Annotated in this window: 13 protein-coding genes; 6 read left to right on the top strand and 7 right to left on the bottom strand. The window is 70.4% G+C overall.

Translation table 11 applies throughout. From position 1 onward, the window contains the following. The 4 genes from ACH4UK_RS10620 (at position 1) to ACH4UK_RS10605 (ending at position 5,129) form a co-directional block, all read left to right on the top strand. Positions 1–762 (top strand): isoprenyl transferase, encoded by a 762-nt coding sequence (locus ACH4UK_RS10620; protein ID WP_398355726.1) that lies wholly within the window; start codon positions 1–3, stop codon positions 760–762. Between the two features lie 382 nt (positions 763–1,144). Next, positions 1,145–2,467 carry a PhoH family protein gene (locus tag ACH4UK_RS10615; RefSeq protein ID WP_398355638.1) on the top strand — a complete coding sequence of 441 codons (1,323 nt, stop codon included), beginning with the start codon at positions 1,145–1,147 and terminating at the stop codon, positions 2,465–2,467. A gap of 389 nt (positions 2,468–2,856) precedes the next feature. After that, complete coding sequence (locus tag ACH4UK_RS10610; RefSeq protein WP_398355637.1) at positions 2,857–3,570, top strand: transglycosylase SLT domain-containing protein; 714 nt, start codon at positions 2,857–2,859, stop codon at positions 3,568–3,570. A 167-nt stretch (positions 3,571–3,737) separates the two neighbouring features. Continuing rightward, positions 3,738–5,129, top strand: coding sequence for an AI-2E family transporter (locus tag ACH4UK_RS10605; protein WP_398355636.1), 1,392 nt, complete (start codon positions 3,738–3,740; stop codon positions 5,127–5,129). An 86-nt stretch (positions 5,130–5,215) separates the two neighbouring features. Here ACH4UK_RS10605 and ACH4UK_RS10600 read toward each other — a convergent pair whose 3' ends face one another. Beyond that, positions 5,216–5,749 (bottom strand): alkyl hydroperoxide reductase, encoded by a 534-nt coding sequence (locus tag ACH4UK_RS10600; protein ID WP_392947423.1) that lies wholly within the window; start codon positions 5,747–5,749, stop codon positions 5,216–5,218. A gap of 12 nt (positions 5,750–5,761) precedes the next feature. Then, positions 5,762–6,316, bottom strand: coding sequence for a peroxiredoxin (locus tag ACH4UK_RS10595; protein ID WP_398355635.1), 555 nt, complete (start codon positions 6,314–6,316; stop codon positions 5,762–5,764). 133 nt (positions 6,317–6,449) lie between these two features. Here ACH4UK_RS10595 and ACH4UK_RS10590 point away from each other — a divergent pair, with 133 nt between their 5' ends. Next, the gene (locus ACH4UK_RS10590; RefSeq protein WP_398355634.1) at positions 6,450–7,424 is read left to right on the top strand and encodes a LysR substrate-binding domain-containing protein; all 975 of its coding nucleotides are present in this window, start codon (positions 6,450–6,452) and stop codon (positions 7,422–7,424) included. A 64-nt stretch (positions 7,425–7,488) separates the two neighbouring features. Here ACH4UK_RS10590 and ACH4UK_RS10585 read toward each other — a convergent pair whose 3' ends face one another. The 5 genes from ACH4UK_RS10585 to ACH4UK_RS10565 form a co-directional block, all read right to left on the bottom strand. Next, entirely contained in the window at positions 7,489–9,882 is a 2,394-nt protein-coding gene (locus tag ACH4UK_RS10585; protein ID WP_398355633.1) for an FtsX-like permease family protein, read from the bottom strand. After that, positions 9,879–10,565: an ABC transporter ATP-binding protein gene (locus tag ACH4UK_RS10580; protein WP_398355632.1), complete on the bottom strand. Its 687-nt coding sequence runs from the start codon at positions 10,563–10,565 to the stop codon at positions 9,879–9,881. Before ACH4UK_RS10580 ends, ACH4UK_RS10585 begins: the two co-directional genes overlap by 4 nt. Further along, entirely contained in the window at positions 10,562–11,086 is a 525-nt protein-coding gene (locus ACH4UK_RS10575) for a PadR family transcriptional regulator (RefSeq protein WP_398355631.1), read from the bottom strand. The genes ACH4UK_RS10580 and ACH4UK_RS10575 overlap by 4 nt, the downstream gene beginning before the upstream one ends. Before the next feature lie 99 nt (positions 11,087–11,185). Next, positions 11,186–11,473: a hypothetical protein gene (locus tag ACH4UK_RS10570; protein WP_398355630.1), complete on the bottom strand. Its 288-nt coding sequence runs from the start codon at positions 11,471–11,473 to the stop codon at positions 11,186–11,188. Further along, positions 11,470–12,441 (bottom strand): SPFH domain-containing protein, encoded by a 972-nt coding sequence (locus ACH4UK_RS10565; protein ID WP_398355629.1) that lies wholly within the window; start codon positions 12,439–12,441, stop codon positions 11,470–11,472. Before ACH4UK_RS10565 ends, ACH4UK_RS10570 begins: the two co-directional genes overlap by 4 nt. 239 nt (positions 12,442–12,680) lie before the next feature. On the opposite strand from ACH4UK_RS10565, the gene ACH4UK_RS10560 reads away from it, so the two are divergent. After that, positions 12,681–14,912 (top strand): transglycosylase domain-containing protein, encoded by a 2,232-nt coding sequence (locus ACH4UK_RS10560; protein WP_398355628.1) that lies wholly within the window; start codon positions 12,681–12,683, stop codon positions 14,910–14,912. The last annotated feature ends 162 nt before the right edge of the window (positions 14,913–15,074 follow it).

Here is a 15,074-nt window from a genome sequence, read left to right as displayed (position 1 = left end):
GTGAACTTCCGCGACCTGGTGTACAGGCTTTACGCGCGCCGGGTGGGGGGCCGCCTGGACCACGACCAGGTGCCGAAGCACATCGGGGTCATCCTCGACGGCAACCGGCGGTGGGCCAAGGCGTCCGGCGGATCGGCCGTGCAGGGCCACCAGGCCGGTGCGGACAAGATCTCCGAGCTGCTCGGCTGGTGCAGCGAGACCGATGTCGAGGTCGTCACCCTCTGGATGCTGTCCACGGACAACTTCGACCGGCCCGAGCACGAGCTGAGGCCGCTGCTCGGCATCATCGAGAACACCGTGCGCAACCTCGCCGCGGACGGGCGCTGGCGCGTCCACCACGTCGGCACGCTCGACCTGCTCCCGGCGGAGACGCAGACGGTGCTCAAGGAGGCCCAGGAGTCGACGTCCGACAGGGGAGGGATAATCGTCAATGTCGCGGTCGGCTACGGCGGCCGTCAGGAGATCGCGGACGCGGTGCGCTCCCTGCTCCTGGAGCACTCGGAGAAGGGCACGAGCTTCGAGGAGCTGGCCGAGGTCGTCTCGACCGACCTGATCTCCGAGCACCTCTACACCCGGGGCCAGCCCGATCCCGACCTGGTGATCCGGACGAGCGGCGAGCAGCGGCTCTCGGGCTTCATGCTCTGGCAGAGCGCCCATTCGGAGTACTACTTCTGCGAGGTCTTCTGGCCGGCCTTCCGCAAGGTCGACTTCCTCCGGGCGCTGCGCGACTACGCCGCCCGCCACCGCCGCTACGGGGCCTGAACGCCCCGCCCGCCCGCGTGTTGCCGATGGCTCCCCTATATAGGGGAGCCATCGCGTACGCACGGGAGTCATCGCGCGTCCACCGGGACTTCTCCACACCGTGTCATATGCGGCTGCATGGCTTCGTGCGATAAAGGGAATACCCCTGTCAGGTCGACGTCCGGTCATCAACCAGGCGGATGTCGCATCCAAGTGAGCGGCACCCAGCCCGCTCGCCCGGGAGGCCCTTTGCACACGAAGGACCGTACACAGCGTGCGGCCGACGCGGAGGCCGTGGTCCGGCCCGCGCACAGGGCCCGATCCCGGTCCGTCCTCTCCCTTCGGGAAGCTCCGCGACCGTCTGTCGCACTCCCCGACCTCGTCCGAGGGGGTACGTCCTTCCGTGGTGACCAGTACTAAGCGCCGCATGCCCGACAGGCGCACCTACGTTCTCGACACCAGCGTCCTGCTGGCCGACCCAGGCGCCATGGCCCGCTTCGACGAGCACGAAGTCGTGCTGCCGATCGTGGTGGTCACGGAGCTGGAGGCCAAACGGCACCATCCCGAGCTCGGGTACTTCGCCCGGCAGGCCCTGCGCCTGCTGGACGACTTCCGGGTCCGGTACGGCCGACTGGACGCCCCGATCCCCCTCGGGGATCTGGGCGGGACGCTCCGTGTCGAACTCAACCACTCCGATCCCGGCGTCCTGCCCGCCGGCTACCGGTTGGGGGACAACGACTCACGGATCCTCGCGGTCGCACGCAATCTCCAGGCCGAGGGGTACGACGTCACGGTCGTCTCCAAGGATCTGCCGCTCCGTATCAAGGCGTCCTCCGTCGGCCTCCTCGCCGAGGAGTACCGCGCGGAGCTCGCCATCACGGACTCCGGCTGGACCGGCATGAGCGAACTGTCCCTCGCCGCGGAACAGATCGACCTGCTGTTCAGCGAGGAGACGCTGTACGTCCCCGAGGCCGCCGAGCTGCCCGTGCACACCGGTCTGGTCCTCCAGTCCGAGCGCGGCAAGGCGCTCGGCCGGGTGACGGCCGAGGGCAATGTGCGGCTCGTGCGCGGCGACCGGGAGGCCTTCGGCATCCACGGGCGCAGCGCCGAGCAGCGGATCGCCCTCGATCTCCTCCTGGACGCCGACGTCGGCATCCTGTCGCTGGGCGGCCGCGCGGGCACCGGCAAGTCGGCGCTGGCCCTCTGCGCGGGCCTGGAGGCGGTGCTGGAGCGGCAGCAGCACAAAAAGGTGATGGTCTTCCGTCCGCTGTACGCGGTGGGCGGGCAGGAGCTCGGCTATCTCCCCGGCAGCGAGGCCGAGAAGATGAGCCCCTGGGCGCAGGCGGTCTTCGACACGCTCTCGGCGGTCGCGGGGCGCGAGGTCATCGAGGAGGTGCTCGGGCGCGGGATGCTGGAGGTCCTGCCGCTCACCCACATCCGCGGCCGCTCGCTGCACGACGCGTTCGTGATCGTCGACGAGGCGCAGTCGCTCGAACGGAATGTCCTGCTGACCGTGTTGTCCCGAATCGGGGCGAATTCGCGTGTCGTGCTCACCCACGACGTGGCCCAGCGGGACAACCTCCGGGTCGGCCGGTACGACGGAGTCGTCGCCGTCGTCGAGAAACTGAAGGGCCATCCGCTGTTCGCCCACGTCACGCTCACGCGGTCCGAGCGTTCACCGATCGCCGCGCTGGTGACCGAAATGCTGGAGGAAGGCCACATCTGACACGCATGCCCCATTGATGCCGCCCGGCGAGTCAAGGAGCTTAGCCGGGCGGCATCGTGCTGCGCCGTCATTTCCGCAAAACCAGGGGCCCAAACGGGGTGTGACCTTTCCCACGCAACACAGAATTGCCTCCTGGCGTCCCCGTCCGGCAGAGTCTTGCTTCCGTCAGGCCCCGCATACGGCACTTGGGCACCTCCAGAGGCGCCACGCACCACACAACTCAACACGAGACGCCCGTATGCCGCCCGCGAGTACCACGCGGCAGCCTCCTCACCGGGGTTGCCCAACGGGCCCGTGCCTCCCGTGACCCACGCAGTAGGGAGGCCAGCGTCAGGGGCACGAACGCGCCCGCGAGGTCACCTAAGCGGGCGATGCTGGAAGGACACCATGTGAGCCGGATCTCGGTCCGGGGGTTCGCCGTGGCATCTGCCACCGCGGTCACCACCGTTGGCGCCGTCGTAGGCGTTGCTGCGGGCGGCACACCTGCCGCCGACGACAACAACTTCGAGGCTGCCGCAGCCGACACCACGCTGCTCGCAGACATCCCCGCGGGCCAGCAGGCCCAGGTCCAGACCGCTTCGCTGACGCAGCAGGCCGATGCCCAGGCATCCGCCGCCGACGCCGCCGCGAAGAAGTCGGCCGAGGAATCGGCCCGCCTCCAGGCTGCCAAGGACGCCAAGTCCAAGAAGCAGGCCGCCGAGGACCGGGTCGAGGCCGAGCGCAAGGCGGAGGAGAAGAAGAAGGAAGACGCCGAGCGCGCCAGCCGTTCTTCCGTCCGCGACGCGTCCTCGTTCTCCGCGCAGGGCTCCTACAGCGTGGCCGACGTCCAGGCGATGGCCCGTCAGATGGTCCCCGCGGACCAGTTCCAGTGCTTCAGCAACATCGTGAACCACGAGTCGACCTGGAACTACCGCGCGTCCAACCCGTCCTCCGGGGCGTACGGACTCATGCAGGCCCTCCCGGGTCACAAGATGTCCTCCGCCGGCGCCGACTGGCAGACCAACCCGGCCACCCAGATCAAGTGGGGCCTCAGCTACATGGACGGCCGTTACGGCAGCCCGTGCGGCGCCTGGTCCTTCTGGCAGGCCAACAACTGGTATTAGAGGGAGCGGGCGGACGTTCACGGACCGCCCGCTCAACCTCACGAGGCCCCTCACCGTCCAGACGGTGGGGGGTCTCGCGCGTGTACGGTCGCATCCTGCGATCCCGGGGAGCGCGGAGAAGCGCCGAGGGGCCGCTGGGCGGCGAAGATGGGGGAAGGAAAGAGAGCATGTCGAAACTGCCGGGCTGGCTGGGCCGCTTCGGGTCCGAACTGACGGAGCTGGGCGCGCGACTGGACGAGCGGCGGGCGCGCGCCGCCGCCGAGGACGAACCCGTCGTGCTGCGCAAGGTCCCCGCGGACCCCGAGGGCGACGACCCCGGGCAGGTGCCCGCGCCGCCGTCGTACGCCCCCTCGGTCGCCGCCAAGCCCGATCCGGTGGCGGCGATCCCGTGGGGGATGCGGGTCGCCGCCGAGGCCGGCTGGCGCCTCCTCGTCCTCGCCGGGACGCTCTGGGTGCTGATGCGGGTGATCAGCGCGGTCCAGCTGGTGGTGCTGGCCTTCGCCGCAGCCCTGCTCGTCACCGCGATGCTCCAGCCGACCGTGGTCCGCCTCAAGCGGTTCGGGCTGCCGCACGGGCTCGCCACCGCCGTGACCGCCGTGCTCGGGTTCGTCATCATCGGCCTGGTCGGCTGGTTCGTGGTGTGGCAGGTGATGGAGAACCTCGACACGCTCTCCGACCGGGTCCGCGACGGCATCGACGAGTTGAAGCGCTGGCTGCTCGACAGCCCCTTCCACGTCACCGAGCAGCAGATCAACGACATCGCCAAGAACCTCAACGACACCATCGGCACCAACACCGAGGAGATCACCTCCGCCGGGCTCCAGGGCGTCACCGTGATGGTGGAGTTCCTCACCGGGCTGCTGCTGGCGATGTTCTCCACGCTGTTCCTGCTCTACGACGGCAGGCGCATCTGGGAGTGGTCGCTCAAGCTGGTGCCCGTCGCGGCCCGTCCCGGGGTCGCCGGCGCCGGACCGCGCGCCTGGCGCACCCTGACCGCGTATGTGCGCGGCACGGTGCTGGTCGCCCTCATCGACGCGATCTTCATCGGTTTCGGTCTCTACATCCTCAACGTGCCGCTCGCGGTGCCGCTGGCCGTCTTCATCTTCCTGTTCGCCTTCATCCCGCTCGTCGGCGCCGTGGTCTCCGGGGCGCTCGCGGTGGTCGTCGCCCTGGTCACCGAGGGGGTGTGGACCGCGCTGTGGGCGCTGGTGGTGGTCCTGGCGGTCCAGCAGATCGAGGGGCACATCCTGCAGCCGTTCATCCTCGGCCGCGCGGTCCGGGTCCATCCGCTCGCGGTGGTCCTGTCGGTCGCGACGGGCGGTCTGGTCGCGGGCATCGGCGGCGCGGTGGTCGCCGTGCCGCTGGTCGCCGTGATCAACACGGTGGTCGGCTATCTGCGCTCGCACGGCGATCCGGGATCCCCGGGCGAGCGCGGCGGACACCACGGGGCCACCGCCCTGTCGATGACCCCGGCGCACGCCGCGCCGGCGGCCGCGCCCCCGGGCCCGGAGGACTCCCCGGGCGAAGGCGCGCAGGAGAGCCCGCCGCCGAAGGAATAGCGGAACGGACCGGAACGAGAAGAAGGGCCCCGGGGACGGTCGGTCGTCCTCGGGGCCCTTCTCGTATCAGGGGTGGTGCGGTGTCACTACTCGGCGAGTACGGCCTCGGCGTCGAGGGTCACACCGACCGCCTGGATCACCGAAGCGACCTTGACGGCTTCCTGAATGGTCTCACGGTCCACGCCGGCCTTGCGCAGCACCTGCTCGTGGGAGTCCAGGCACTGGCCGCAGCCGTTGATCGCGGAGACGGCCAGCGACCACAGCTCGAAGTCGACCTTCTCCACGCCGGGGTTGCCGATGACGTTCATCCGCAGGCCCGCGCGGAGCGTGCCGTACTCCGGGTCCGACAGCAGGTGCCGGGTCCGGTAGAAGACGTTGTTCATCGCCATGACCGCGGCAGCCGACTTGGCCGCGGTGTACGCCTCGGCGGAGAGGTTGGCCTTCGCCTCGGGCTCCAGCTCGCGCAGCACCTTGGGCGAGCGCGAAGCGATGGCGCAGGCCAGCACGGTGCCCCACAGCTGCTGCTGCGGGAGGTCGCTGTTGCCGATGACCGAACCGAGGTTCAGCTTCAGGTCCTTGGCGAAGTCCGGCAGGGCGGACTTCAGTTCGTCGAGAGCCATGTCCGAATCAGCTCATTCGCCCGAGAGGAGCGCGACCGGGTCGAGGGTGTTCTCGCCCTTGGTCCAGTTGCACGGGCACAGCTCGTCGGTCTGCAGGGCGTCGAGGACCCGCAGGACCTCCTTGGGGTTACGGCCCACGGAACCGGCGGTCACCATCGTGAACTGGATCTCGTTGTTCTGGTCGACGATGAAGACGGCGCGCTGGGCGAAGCCGTCCTCGCCCTCGATGCCGAGGTCGCGCATGAGCTCGTGCTTCGAGTCGGCCAGCATCGGGAACGGCAGGTCGGTCAGGTCCGGGTGGTCCTTGCGCCAGGCGTGGTGCACGAACTCGGAGTCACCGGAGAAGCCGAGGACCTGGGCGTCCCGGTCGGCGAACTCCTCGTTCAGCTTGCCGAAGGCGGCGATCTCGGTGGGGCACACGAAGGTGAAGTCCTTCGGCCAGGCGAAGACGATCTTCCACTTGCCCTCGTAGGTCTTGTGGTCGATCTGCTCGAACTCCTTGCCGCTCTCCAGCGAAACACAAGCAGTCAGGTCGAACTGGGGGAACTTGTCACCGACAGTGAGCACGCGCTCTCCTTGCAACGTCTGGAATTCCCTTTTTGGGGGCGTTCCTGAGGGTTGGACGGGTTCCACCTTGGCACAGAGTGCATTGATCACAGAAATAGCTACACTCGGTCGAGGTGATCGGAGGTGCCTATCAGTGGCCCAGGGGAATCAGGGCATACGCCCCAAGCAGCACACCAAGCAGCCCAGTCTTTCGCAGCTGCGCGCCTTCGCGGCCGTGGCGGAGCATCTGCACTTCAGGGACGCAGCGGCAGCAATCGGGATGAGTCAGCCCGCACTCTCCGGTGCGGTGTCCACCCTGGAGGAGGCACTGGGTGTCCAGCTCATCGAGCGTACGACGCGCAAGGTGCTGCTCTCCCCCGCGGGGGAGCGGCTCGCGGTGCGGGCCGGGGCGGTGCTGGAGGCCGTCGCCGCGCTGATGGAGGAGGCGGAGGCGGTCCGGGCCCCGTTCACCGGAGTCCTCCGGCTCGGCGTGATCCCGACCGTGGCCCCGTATCTGCTGCCCACCGTGCTCGGGCTGGTCCATGAGCGCTACGTGGACCTCGACCTCCAGGTCCACGAGGAGCAGACCTCTTCGCTGCTGGAGGGGCTGGCCGCCGGGCGGCTGGACCTGCTCCTCCTCGCCGTGCCGCTCGGGGTCCCCGGGGTGGCCGAACTCCCGCTGTTCGACGAGGACTTCGTCCTGGTCATGGAGCAGGACCACTGGCTCGGCGGCCGCTGTGACATCCCCCGCGAAGCCCTGCGCGAACTGCCGCTGCTGCTCCTGGACGAGGGCCACTGCCTGCGCGACCAGGCCCTGGACATCTGCCGTGAGGCCGGCCGCACCGAGGGGGCGCCGGTGACCACGACCGCCGCCGGGCTCTCCACCCTGGTCCAGCTGGTCGCCGGCGGGCTCGGGGTGACGCTGCTGCCCCGGACCGCGGTGACCGTGGAGACCGGCCGCAACGAGGCGCTGACCACCGGGTACTTCGCGGATCCGGCGCCCAGCCGGCGGGTGGCGCTGGCGATGCGGACCGGGTCGGCGCGGGGCGGCGAGTTCGAGGAGTTCGCCGCCGCCCTGCGCGAGGCGATGCGGCCGCTGCCGGTGCGGCTGGTGACGGAGAGCGCCTGAACGCGACCGTGCGGCCGGGGCTCCCGACCACGGGAGCCCCGGCCGCACGCGGGCCGGGCGGAGATCACTCGGTGCGCAGTCCCTCCGGGCGCATCATCCGCCACAGCGGCGGCAGCGACAGCAGGGTCACCAGCACGATCAGCGCGCCCCCGGCTCCCACCAGCGGCCAGAACAGCCACCAGTCGGAGACCGGCTTGCCGATCATCCAGGCGAGCGTCCCGCCGAGCCCCAGGCCGCCCGCGACCGCCACCGCGAGGCCGAGCACCACCGGCACGGCGGTCTGCCACAGCACCGACCAGCCGAGCGTGGAGCGCCGGGTGCCGAAGGCGACCAGCACCGACAACAGCCGCCTGCGCTCGCGCAACTGCTCCAGCTGGGAGACCAGCATCGAGGCGGCGATCAGCAGCAGCACCGCGGTCGCCCCGACCCGGAGGCCGGTCTGCACGCTGTCGTACTGCCGGTCGCGCGCCACCGGGTTCAGCTCGACGAAGCGCATCCCGGGATCGATCCCGACGGCCGTGTTGCGTACGTGCTCGGCGACGTCGGGCACGCTGTCGTCGATCCGGATCTGCGCGACGATCGTGGCGCCGGGCAGCTTGCCCGCGTCCAGCGCACCGGTGGTCGCCATGATCCCGTAGTGGACCTCGCCCATCGGGTCCTCGCGTCCGGTCACGGTCGGGGTGCCGGCGGGCAGCGTCCACCGGTACGCCTTCGCGCCCATGCCCTCGCCGATCTCGACGACCTTGCCCTTGCGGGCGGTCTGGTCCACCCAGCCGGCCTGCCCCTTGTCGTCCGGGGGGTGCACGACGAAGGCGTCGCCGTCCGCGCAGGCGTCGATCCGGGCCAGCTCGCGCAGGGTCGCGCAGGTGCCGATGGTCAGCGAGGTGGTGGGCTGGATCTCGTCGTCCGCGTACCTCCCGGGCCTGGTCGCGTACGCCTCGACCGAGCCGATGACCAGCTCGACGCCCTCGGTGGCGCGGAACCGCGCGATGGCGGAGGTGGCCGCCTCGCCCGTGACGTCCTGGGAGTACGCGGCGAACTGGGCCCGCGAGGGGTCCTGGCCCGTCACCCGGTGGAAGTCGGCGTTCATCGCGGCGAACAGCATCTGGAGAGCGACCGCGCCGGCCACCGCGACCGTCACGCCGCTGACCGCGCGGGACGCCGCCCCGCTGCTCAACTGGAGCCTGCGGGTGGCGAGCTGCCAGGGCACCGGGCCGCCGCGCAGCCGGTTCACACAGGCCTCGACCAGCCAGGGCAGCAGCAGCGCGAGACCGACCAGCGTCAGCACGGCGCCGGAGGCTATGGCGAACGGGTTCACCGGCTCGTACCCGTTGGTGCGGCCCGTCGTGGCGAGCACCGCCAGACCGGCCACCGGCATCAGCAGGCGCCACCAGAGCCGGCGGCCGCGCGCACGCCCCTGGCGTACGACGCCGAGCGGCTCGATCACCACGGACCGCATCGCGACCAGCGTGACCAGCACGGCGGTGAGCGGCACCGCCAGGGCGATCAGCAGCGCCAGCGGGGGAGCGGGGACCAGGTCGGCGGGGAACGCGCTGACGTCCCAGATCTCCACCGAGCCGATGAGCTCCCGGCCCCCCAGGAAGAACGCGAGGCCGATCAGCAGACCGAGCACCGCTCCGAACAGGGCCTCCCCGGCGGCGATCCGCCGGGTCATCCGGATGTCCGCGCCGACCAGACGCAGCGCGGCCAGCCGGCGGTCGCGGCGGTCACCGCCGAAGCGCACGGCCGTGGCGATGAAGATCGCGACCGGCGCCAGCAGCACGACGCAGACCATGACGACGAGCACGATCAGCAGCGGCGGCAGCGCGTCACCCTGGCGGGAGTCCCCGTACCCGGCGATCCGGTGGCCGCCCTTGGCGGGCGTCAGGGTGTCGCTGCCCGCGTAGTAGAGGAGTTCACCGGGGGAGCGCAGCCCGGCGTCCCCGATCGTGCCGGTGATCCCGTACGGCAGCCGTTCGCGCAGCAGCTCGTTGCCCGGGGTGCCGAGCAGCTCCCGCAGGGCGGGGGAGACCACCATGCTGTCCGCCTCCGGGAAGCGGTCGACTCCCGGCGGCAGGACGGGGGTCGAACCGTCCGGGCGCATCAGATACCCCGCGACGGTCCGGTCCCGGTACTCGGAGGCGGCGTTGATCCGCACCACCGAGCTGTCCGTCCTCGGGGCGTTCGCGTCGGGCGAGTCGGAGATCCGGGTCTCGCTGCGGGCCTGTTCGCGGGTGTTCTGTTCGTCGATCAGATGCGGCACGGAGGAGGCGAGCAGCAGCAGGGCGACGCCGAGGCCGACGCCGACGGCGGTCAGCAGCGTACGGATCCAGCCCTCGCGGCCCCCGGCGGCGGCGAACCGGATGCCGAGGCCGAGATCGCGGAGGGTCACCGCGCCCCGTGCGGGCGGCGCCGGGCGCGGCGGCGCGGCGGTCCGCTTCTCGTGGAGCAGGGTCATGCGGCGTGCTCCATGTCGCGGGTCCGGCCGTCGCGCACGGTGATGTCGCGGTCGGAGTAGGCGGCGACCCGGGCCTCGTGGGTCACCAGGACGACGGCGACGTTGGCGGAGCGGGCGGCCTCGGTGAGCAGCGCCATCACCCGCTCGCCGTTGAGGGAGTCCAGCGCGCCGGTCGGCTCGTCCGCGAAGATCACCTTCGGTGAGGCCGCCAGCGCTCGGGCCACGGCGACCCGCTGGCCCTGCCCGCCGGAGACCTCGCCGGGGCGCTTGGCCCCGAGGTCGTCGACCTCCAGGCGCTCCATCCACTCCAGGGCGGCGCGCTCGGCGGCCTTGCGCCGGACCCCGTTCAGCCGCAGCGGCAGGGCGACGTTCTCCACACAGGTCAGCTCCGGGACGAGCTGGCCGAACTGGAAGACGAAGCCGAAGTCACTGCGCCGCAGGGCGCTGCGCTCGGCGTCCGACAGCGCGGACAGCTCGCGGCCCGCGTAGGTGATGGTGCCGGAGTCGGGGGTGATGATCCCGGCCAGGCAGTGCAGCAGGGTCGACTTGCCGGAGCCGGACGGGCCCATCACGGCGACGACCTCGCCGGGGTGCACGGAGAAGGAGGCGCCGTCCAGGGCGGGCGTCGCACCGTAGGTCTTGCGCAGATCGTGCGCGGCGAGCAGGGAGCCTTCGGGAATCACGGAGCCACCACCTTGGCGAGCTGGTCGAGACGGGCGGCGGTCAGTTCCAGCCAGCGCAGATCGGCTTCCAGATGGAACAGGGCGTGGTCGCAGATCAGCTGGTCGGCGAGGTCGCCCGTGCGCTTGCGGTCGGTGAGGACGCGCATCATCCGCAGGTGCGCCGAGCGCTGGGAGTCCAGCAGGTCGGCCGCGCTGCGATCGGTCAGGAGCGCGAGGACGACCTTGGTGTAGAGCGTCGACTGGAGGTAGGGCTCCGGCTTCTCGGGCTGCGCCAGCCACTGCGAGACATCGGAGATCCCGGCGTCGGTGATGGCGTACCGCTTGCGCTCGGGGCCTCCTTCGCTCTCGACGCCGTCGACCTCGACGAGTCCGTTCTTCAGGAGCCGGGACATCGTCGAGTAGACCTGGCCGTAGTGCAGCGGGCGGTCCTGGCCGAACTTCTCGTCGAAGGTCCGCTTCAGGTCGTAGCCGTGCCGGGGGCCGGACTCCAGGAGCCCGAGGAGGGTGTGGCCGATAGACATGAGGAGCACTGTACACGGGGTGTATACCTGCTGTGTATACGCGTCCGAAAAGGGCCCCCGACCCAGGTGGGGGGCGGGGGCGCGGTGTCGCACGGCCTTCTAGGAAGCGTCCGGGGTGTCGGGTGCGGGCGGGGGCTCCGGCGCCTCCGGCGGCTGTTTCGGCGGCCGCCCCCGGCGGGCGATCGGCCGCGCCGCCCCCGGCAGCCGGCCCGCCTCCGCGAGCGCCCGCCGCAGCAGGAACTCGATCTGCGCGTTGGCGCTGCGCAGCTCGTCGGAGGCCCAGCGGGCGAGCGCGTCGTGCACCGCGGGGTCCAGCCGCAGCAGCATCTGCTTGCGCTGCTGCGAGCGGGCTCCCGGTGTCCGCCGGGGAGGCGTCCGGTCGGTCACTGGTAGAGGGAGCCCGTGTTGAGGACCGGCTGGGCCGCGCGGTCACCGCACAGCACCACCATCAGATTGCTGACCATGGCCGCCTTCCGCTCGGAGTCCAGCTCCACGATGTCCTGCTCGGCGATCCGGGCCAGGGCCATCTCGACCATGCCCACCGCCCCCTCCACGATCTGCTGACGGGCCGCGACGACCGCGCCGGCCTGCTGGCGCTGGAGCATGGCGGAGGCGATCTCGGGGGCGTACGCGAGGTGGCTGAAGCGCGACTCGATGATCAGGACGCCCGCGGCCTTCACCCGGGCGGTCAGCTCGACGGCCAGCTTCTCGGTGATCTCCTCCGCGTTGCCGCGCAGCGAGAGGCCGTCCTCCTCGTGGGCGTCGTACGGGTACTCGATGGCGATGTGCCGCACGGCCGCCTCGGTCTGGGTGGCGACGAACTCCAGGAAGTCGTCGACCTCGAAGAGCGCCTGGGCGGTGTCCTCCACCTTCCACACGACGATCGAGGCCAGCTCGATCGGGTTGCCGTAGGCGTCGTTGACCTTGAGCACCGCGGTCTCGTGGTTGCGGACGCGGGTGGAGATCTTGCGGCTGGAGGTCAGCGGGTTGATCCAGCGGAGCCCGTCCGCGCGGATGGTGCCGACGTACCGGCCGAAGAGCTGGATCACCCGGGCCTCGCCCGGAGCGACCATCTTCACACCGCTCATGCAGAAGAAGGAGGTGATGGTGAGGAGCACCCCGAGGATGAGGAGCGGGATCCCGACCGCGTTGTTGCCGCCGGTCCCGATCACCCCGCCGGTGATGGCGAGGCCGACCCCCGCGAACACCCCGACCACGGTCAGGAGCAGTCCGAGGCCGCCCGGGATGGAGTGTGCGGTGACCTCCCTGACCTGGGGTGCGGGCATGTCGGGCGCGTCGACCGGCAGGCCGTCCGCGGTGGCGTCCGGACGGTGGTCGTCGTGCTGTCCGGTCATGGGATCCCCCGTTCCGCGCGGTCTCGCACCACGCTATCAATGTGATTACACATTATCGGTTGTCGCAACCTTGTCCACCCCTGGGGAGTCGGTTCCTAGGGAACAGGTGCTGATTGTCACGTCCGTAAAAGACCGGATCGCTTGTCTTTTGTCCCTGCCTACGGTGTTAGCTGGCAGGTCTGAGCGAACTGAGGAAACCGAGCGAGCCGGTCGAGCAGAGAAGCGGGAGCAACACAGCAATGGGTCGAGCGGATGCGCGACGAGCCCAGGCGCGGGAGTCACGCCGGGCCCCGAAGAGTGGCGGCATACGCAGACTCTTCACGTGGAAGAAGCTGCTGGGCACGTTCTTCGGAATCGTCCTGCTGGGCATGGGCGCCTTCGGCGCGCTCTACCTGTACGTCGACGTCCCCGCCGCCAACGCCATGGCCGAGCGGCAGAGCAACGTCTACAAGTACAGCGACGGCACGGTCCTCGCGCGGTCCAACAACGGCGTCAACCGCCAGATCGTCGACCTGGCCGAGGTGCCGAAGAACGTCCAGCACGCCTTCGTCGCCGCGGAGAACAAGACCTTCTACAAGGACCAGGGCGTCGACCTCAAGGGCACCACGCGCGGTCTGTTCAACACCCTCAGCGGCAAGGGCAAGCAGGGTGGCTCGACCATCACCCAGCAGTACGTGAAGAACTTCTATCTGACGCAGGACCCCACCGTGAGCCGCAAGCTCAAGGAACTGGTGATCTCGCTCAAGGTCGACCAGCAGGAGTCCAAGGAGACGATCCTCGCCGGGTACATCAACACCGCCTACTACGGGCGCGGTGCCAGCGGCATCCAGGCGGCCGCCCAGGCGTACTACGGCGTCGACGCCAAGGACCTGAACGTCTCCCAGGGCGCCTACCTCGCCTCCCTCCTCCAGGCCCCCAGCCAGTACGACTGGAACTCCGCCACCGACACCGGCAAGCGCCTGGTCAAGGAGCGCTGGGCCTACACCCTGCGCAACATGGTGGAGATGGACTGGCTGACCGAGTCCGAGAGGACCGGCCTGAAGTTCCCCTACCCGCAGAAGCCCAAGCCCGCCCAGGGCATGGAGGGCCAGACCGGCTACCTCGTCGAGGCGGCCAACAAGGAGCTGGAGAAGCAGGGCGTCTCCGCCGAGGACCGCGAGGCCGGCGGCTGGACGTTCACGCTCACCATCGACAAGAAGCGCCAGAACGCGCTGGAGAAGTCGGTGGACGACCAGCTGGAGTCCAAGCTCGACCGCGAGGGCAACAAGATCGACGCCACGGTCCAGGCCGGCGCCACTTCCGTCGACCCGAAGACCGGCAAGGTCGTGGCCCTCTACGGCGGCGAGGACTACGTCAAGCACTACACGAGCAACGCCACCCGCCAGGACTACCAGCCCGCCTCCACCTTCAAGCCGCTGGTGCTCGCCTCGGCCCTGGAGAACGAGTCGAAGACCCAGGACGGCAGCCTGATCGGGCTCAACACCGTCTATGACGGCACGAGCAAGCGGCCCGTCGTCGGCAGCGACACCCCGTTCAACCCGCAGAACGAGGACGGCCGGGACTACGGGCCGATCTCCGTCCAGAAGGCGATGAACAGCTCGGTCAACTCCGTCTTCGCGCAGATGATCGTCGACGTGACCCCCGCCGCCGTCAAGGAGACCGCGCTCGCCCTCGGCGTGCCCGACAAGAACTTCCCCGAGCGCCCCGCCGTCTCGCTCGGCACCATGAACGCCTCGACCTGGGACATGGCGGGCGCCTACGCCACACTCGACAACCACGGTCAGCGGGTCACCCCGCACATCGTCCAGTCCGCCGAGCACCGCGACCGTTCGGTGAACGCGGAGAAGCCCAAGCGGGAACAGGTCATCAGCCGCGCCTCGGCCGACACCGTGACCAAGGCGCTCACCGGGGTCGTCGACGTCGGCTCCGGCAGCGCGGCGAACACCTCCGCCTACGACGCGGCGGGCAAGACCGGCACCTCCGAGGACAACAAGTCGGCCTGGTTCGCCGGATACACCCCGGAACTGACCACGGTCGTGGCCCTCTTCGGCGAGGGCGACGGCGGCCGCAAGCAGGTCTCCCTGACCGGTACGGCCAACTCCGGCCGCGCCAACGGCGGCGGCTTCCCGGCCAGGATCTGGGCCGACTACACGCTCGGCGCACTGGGCGGCGGCTCCGACCGGACCTTCGATCTGGAGGACGTGGAGCGCGGCGAGGTGCCCGCACCGCCGACGCCTTCCGACACGCCGTCCGAGGAGCCGACCCCGTCCGAGAAGCCGACCCCGTCCGACACGCCCTCCGAGACGCCGAGCGAGACGCCCAGCGACACCCCGTCCTCGACGCCGCCTCCGTCCAGCAGCAGCCCGCCCGTCTCCCAGCCCCCCACGAGCCCGGAGATACCGCCGCAGCCCGGCGAGGACGACGGCCAGCCGGGCGAGCGGCCCGGTGGCAACGGACTGTTCGGGCAGTGAGGGCCTGACCGCACCAGGAGCACAGGGCGCACGAAGGACGTGAGGAGAGGGGCGGGCCCCGCCCGGGCCCCCCCACACCCCAACGCCACAAGTACGCCTAGCGCAAGAGGGGCCCCGCGGCGACAGTGCCCCGGGCGCCCACACGAACCAAACCACCATGGC

Origin of the sequence: Streptomyces sp. NPDC020884, assembly GCF_044333935.1 — a bacterium.
In the GTDB taxonomy this organism is placed as follows: Bacteria; Actinomycetota; Actinomycetes; order Streptomycetales; family Streptomycetaceae; genus Streptomyces.
The sequence above is the reverse complement of the archived record's forward strand: the minus strand, read 5'-3'. Positions and strand labels throughout refer to the sequence as shown.

Coding starts and splice junctions, on each gene's coding strand:
- ACH4UK_RS10600 (WP_392947423.1), bottom strand. CDS start 5,749: ATGGCTCTCGACGAACTGAAGTCCGCCCTGCCGGACTTCGCCAAGGAC.
- ACH4UK_RS10575 (WP_398355631.1), bottom strand. CDS start 11,086: ATGTCTATCGGCCACACCCTCCTCGGGCTCCTGGAGTCCGGCCCCCGG.
- ACH4UK_RS10605 (WP_398355636.1), top strand. CDS start 3,738: ATGTCGAAACTGCCGGGCTGGCTGGGCCGCTTCGGGTCCGAACTGACG.
- ACH4UK_RS10560 (WP_398355628.1), top strand. CDS start 12,681: ATGGGTCGAGCGGATGCGCGACGAGCCCAGGCGCGGGAGTCACGCCGG.
- ACH4UK_RS10565 (WP_398355629.1), bottom strand. CDS start 12,441: ATGACCGGACAGCACGACGACCACCGTCCGGACGCCACCGCGGACGGC.
- ACH4UK_RS10585 (WP_398355633.1), bottom strand. CDS start 9,882: ATGACCCTGCTCCACGAGAAGCGGACCGCCGCGCCGCCGCGCCCGGCG.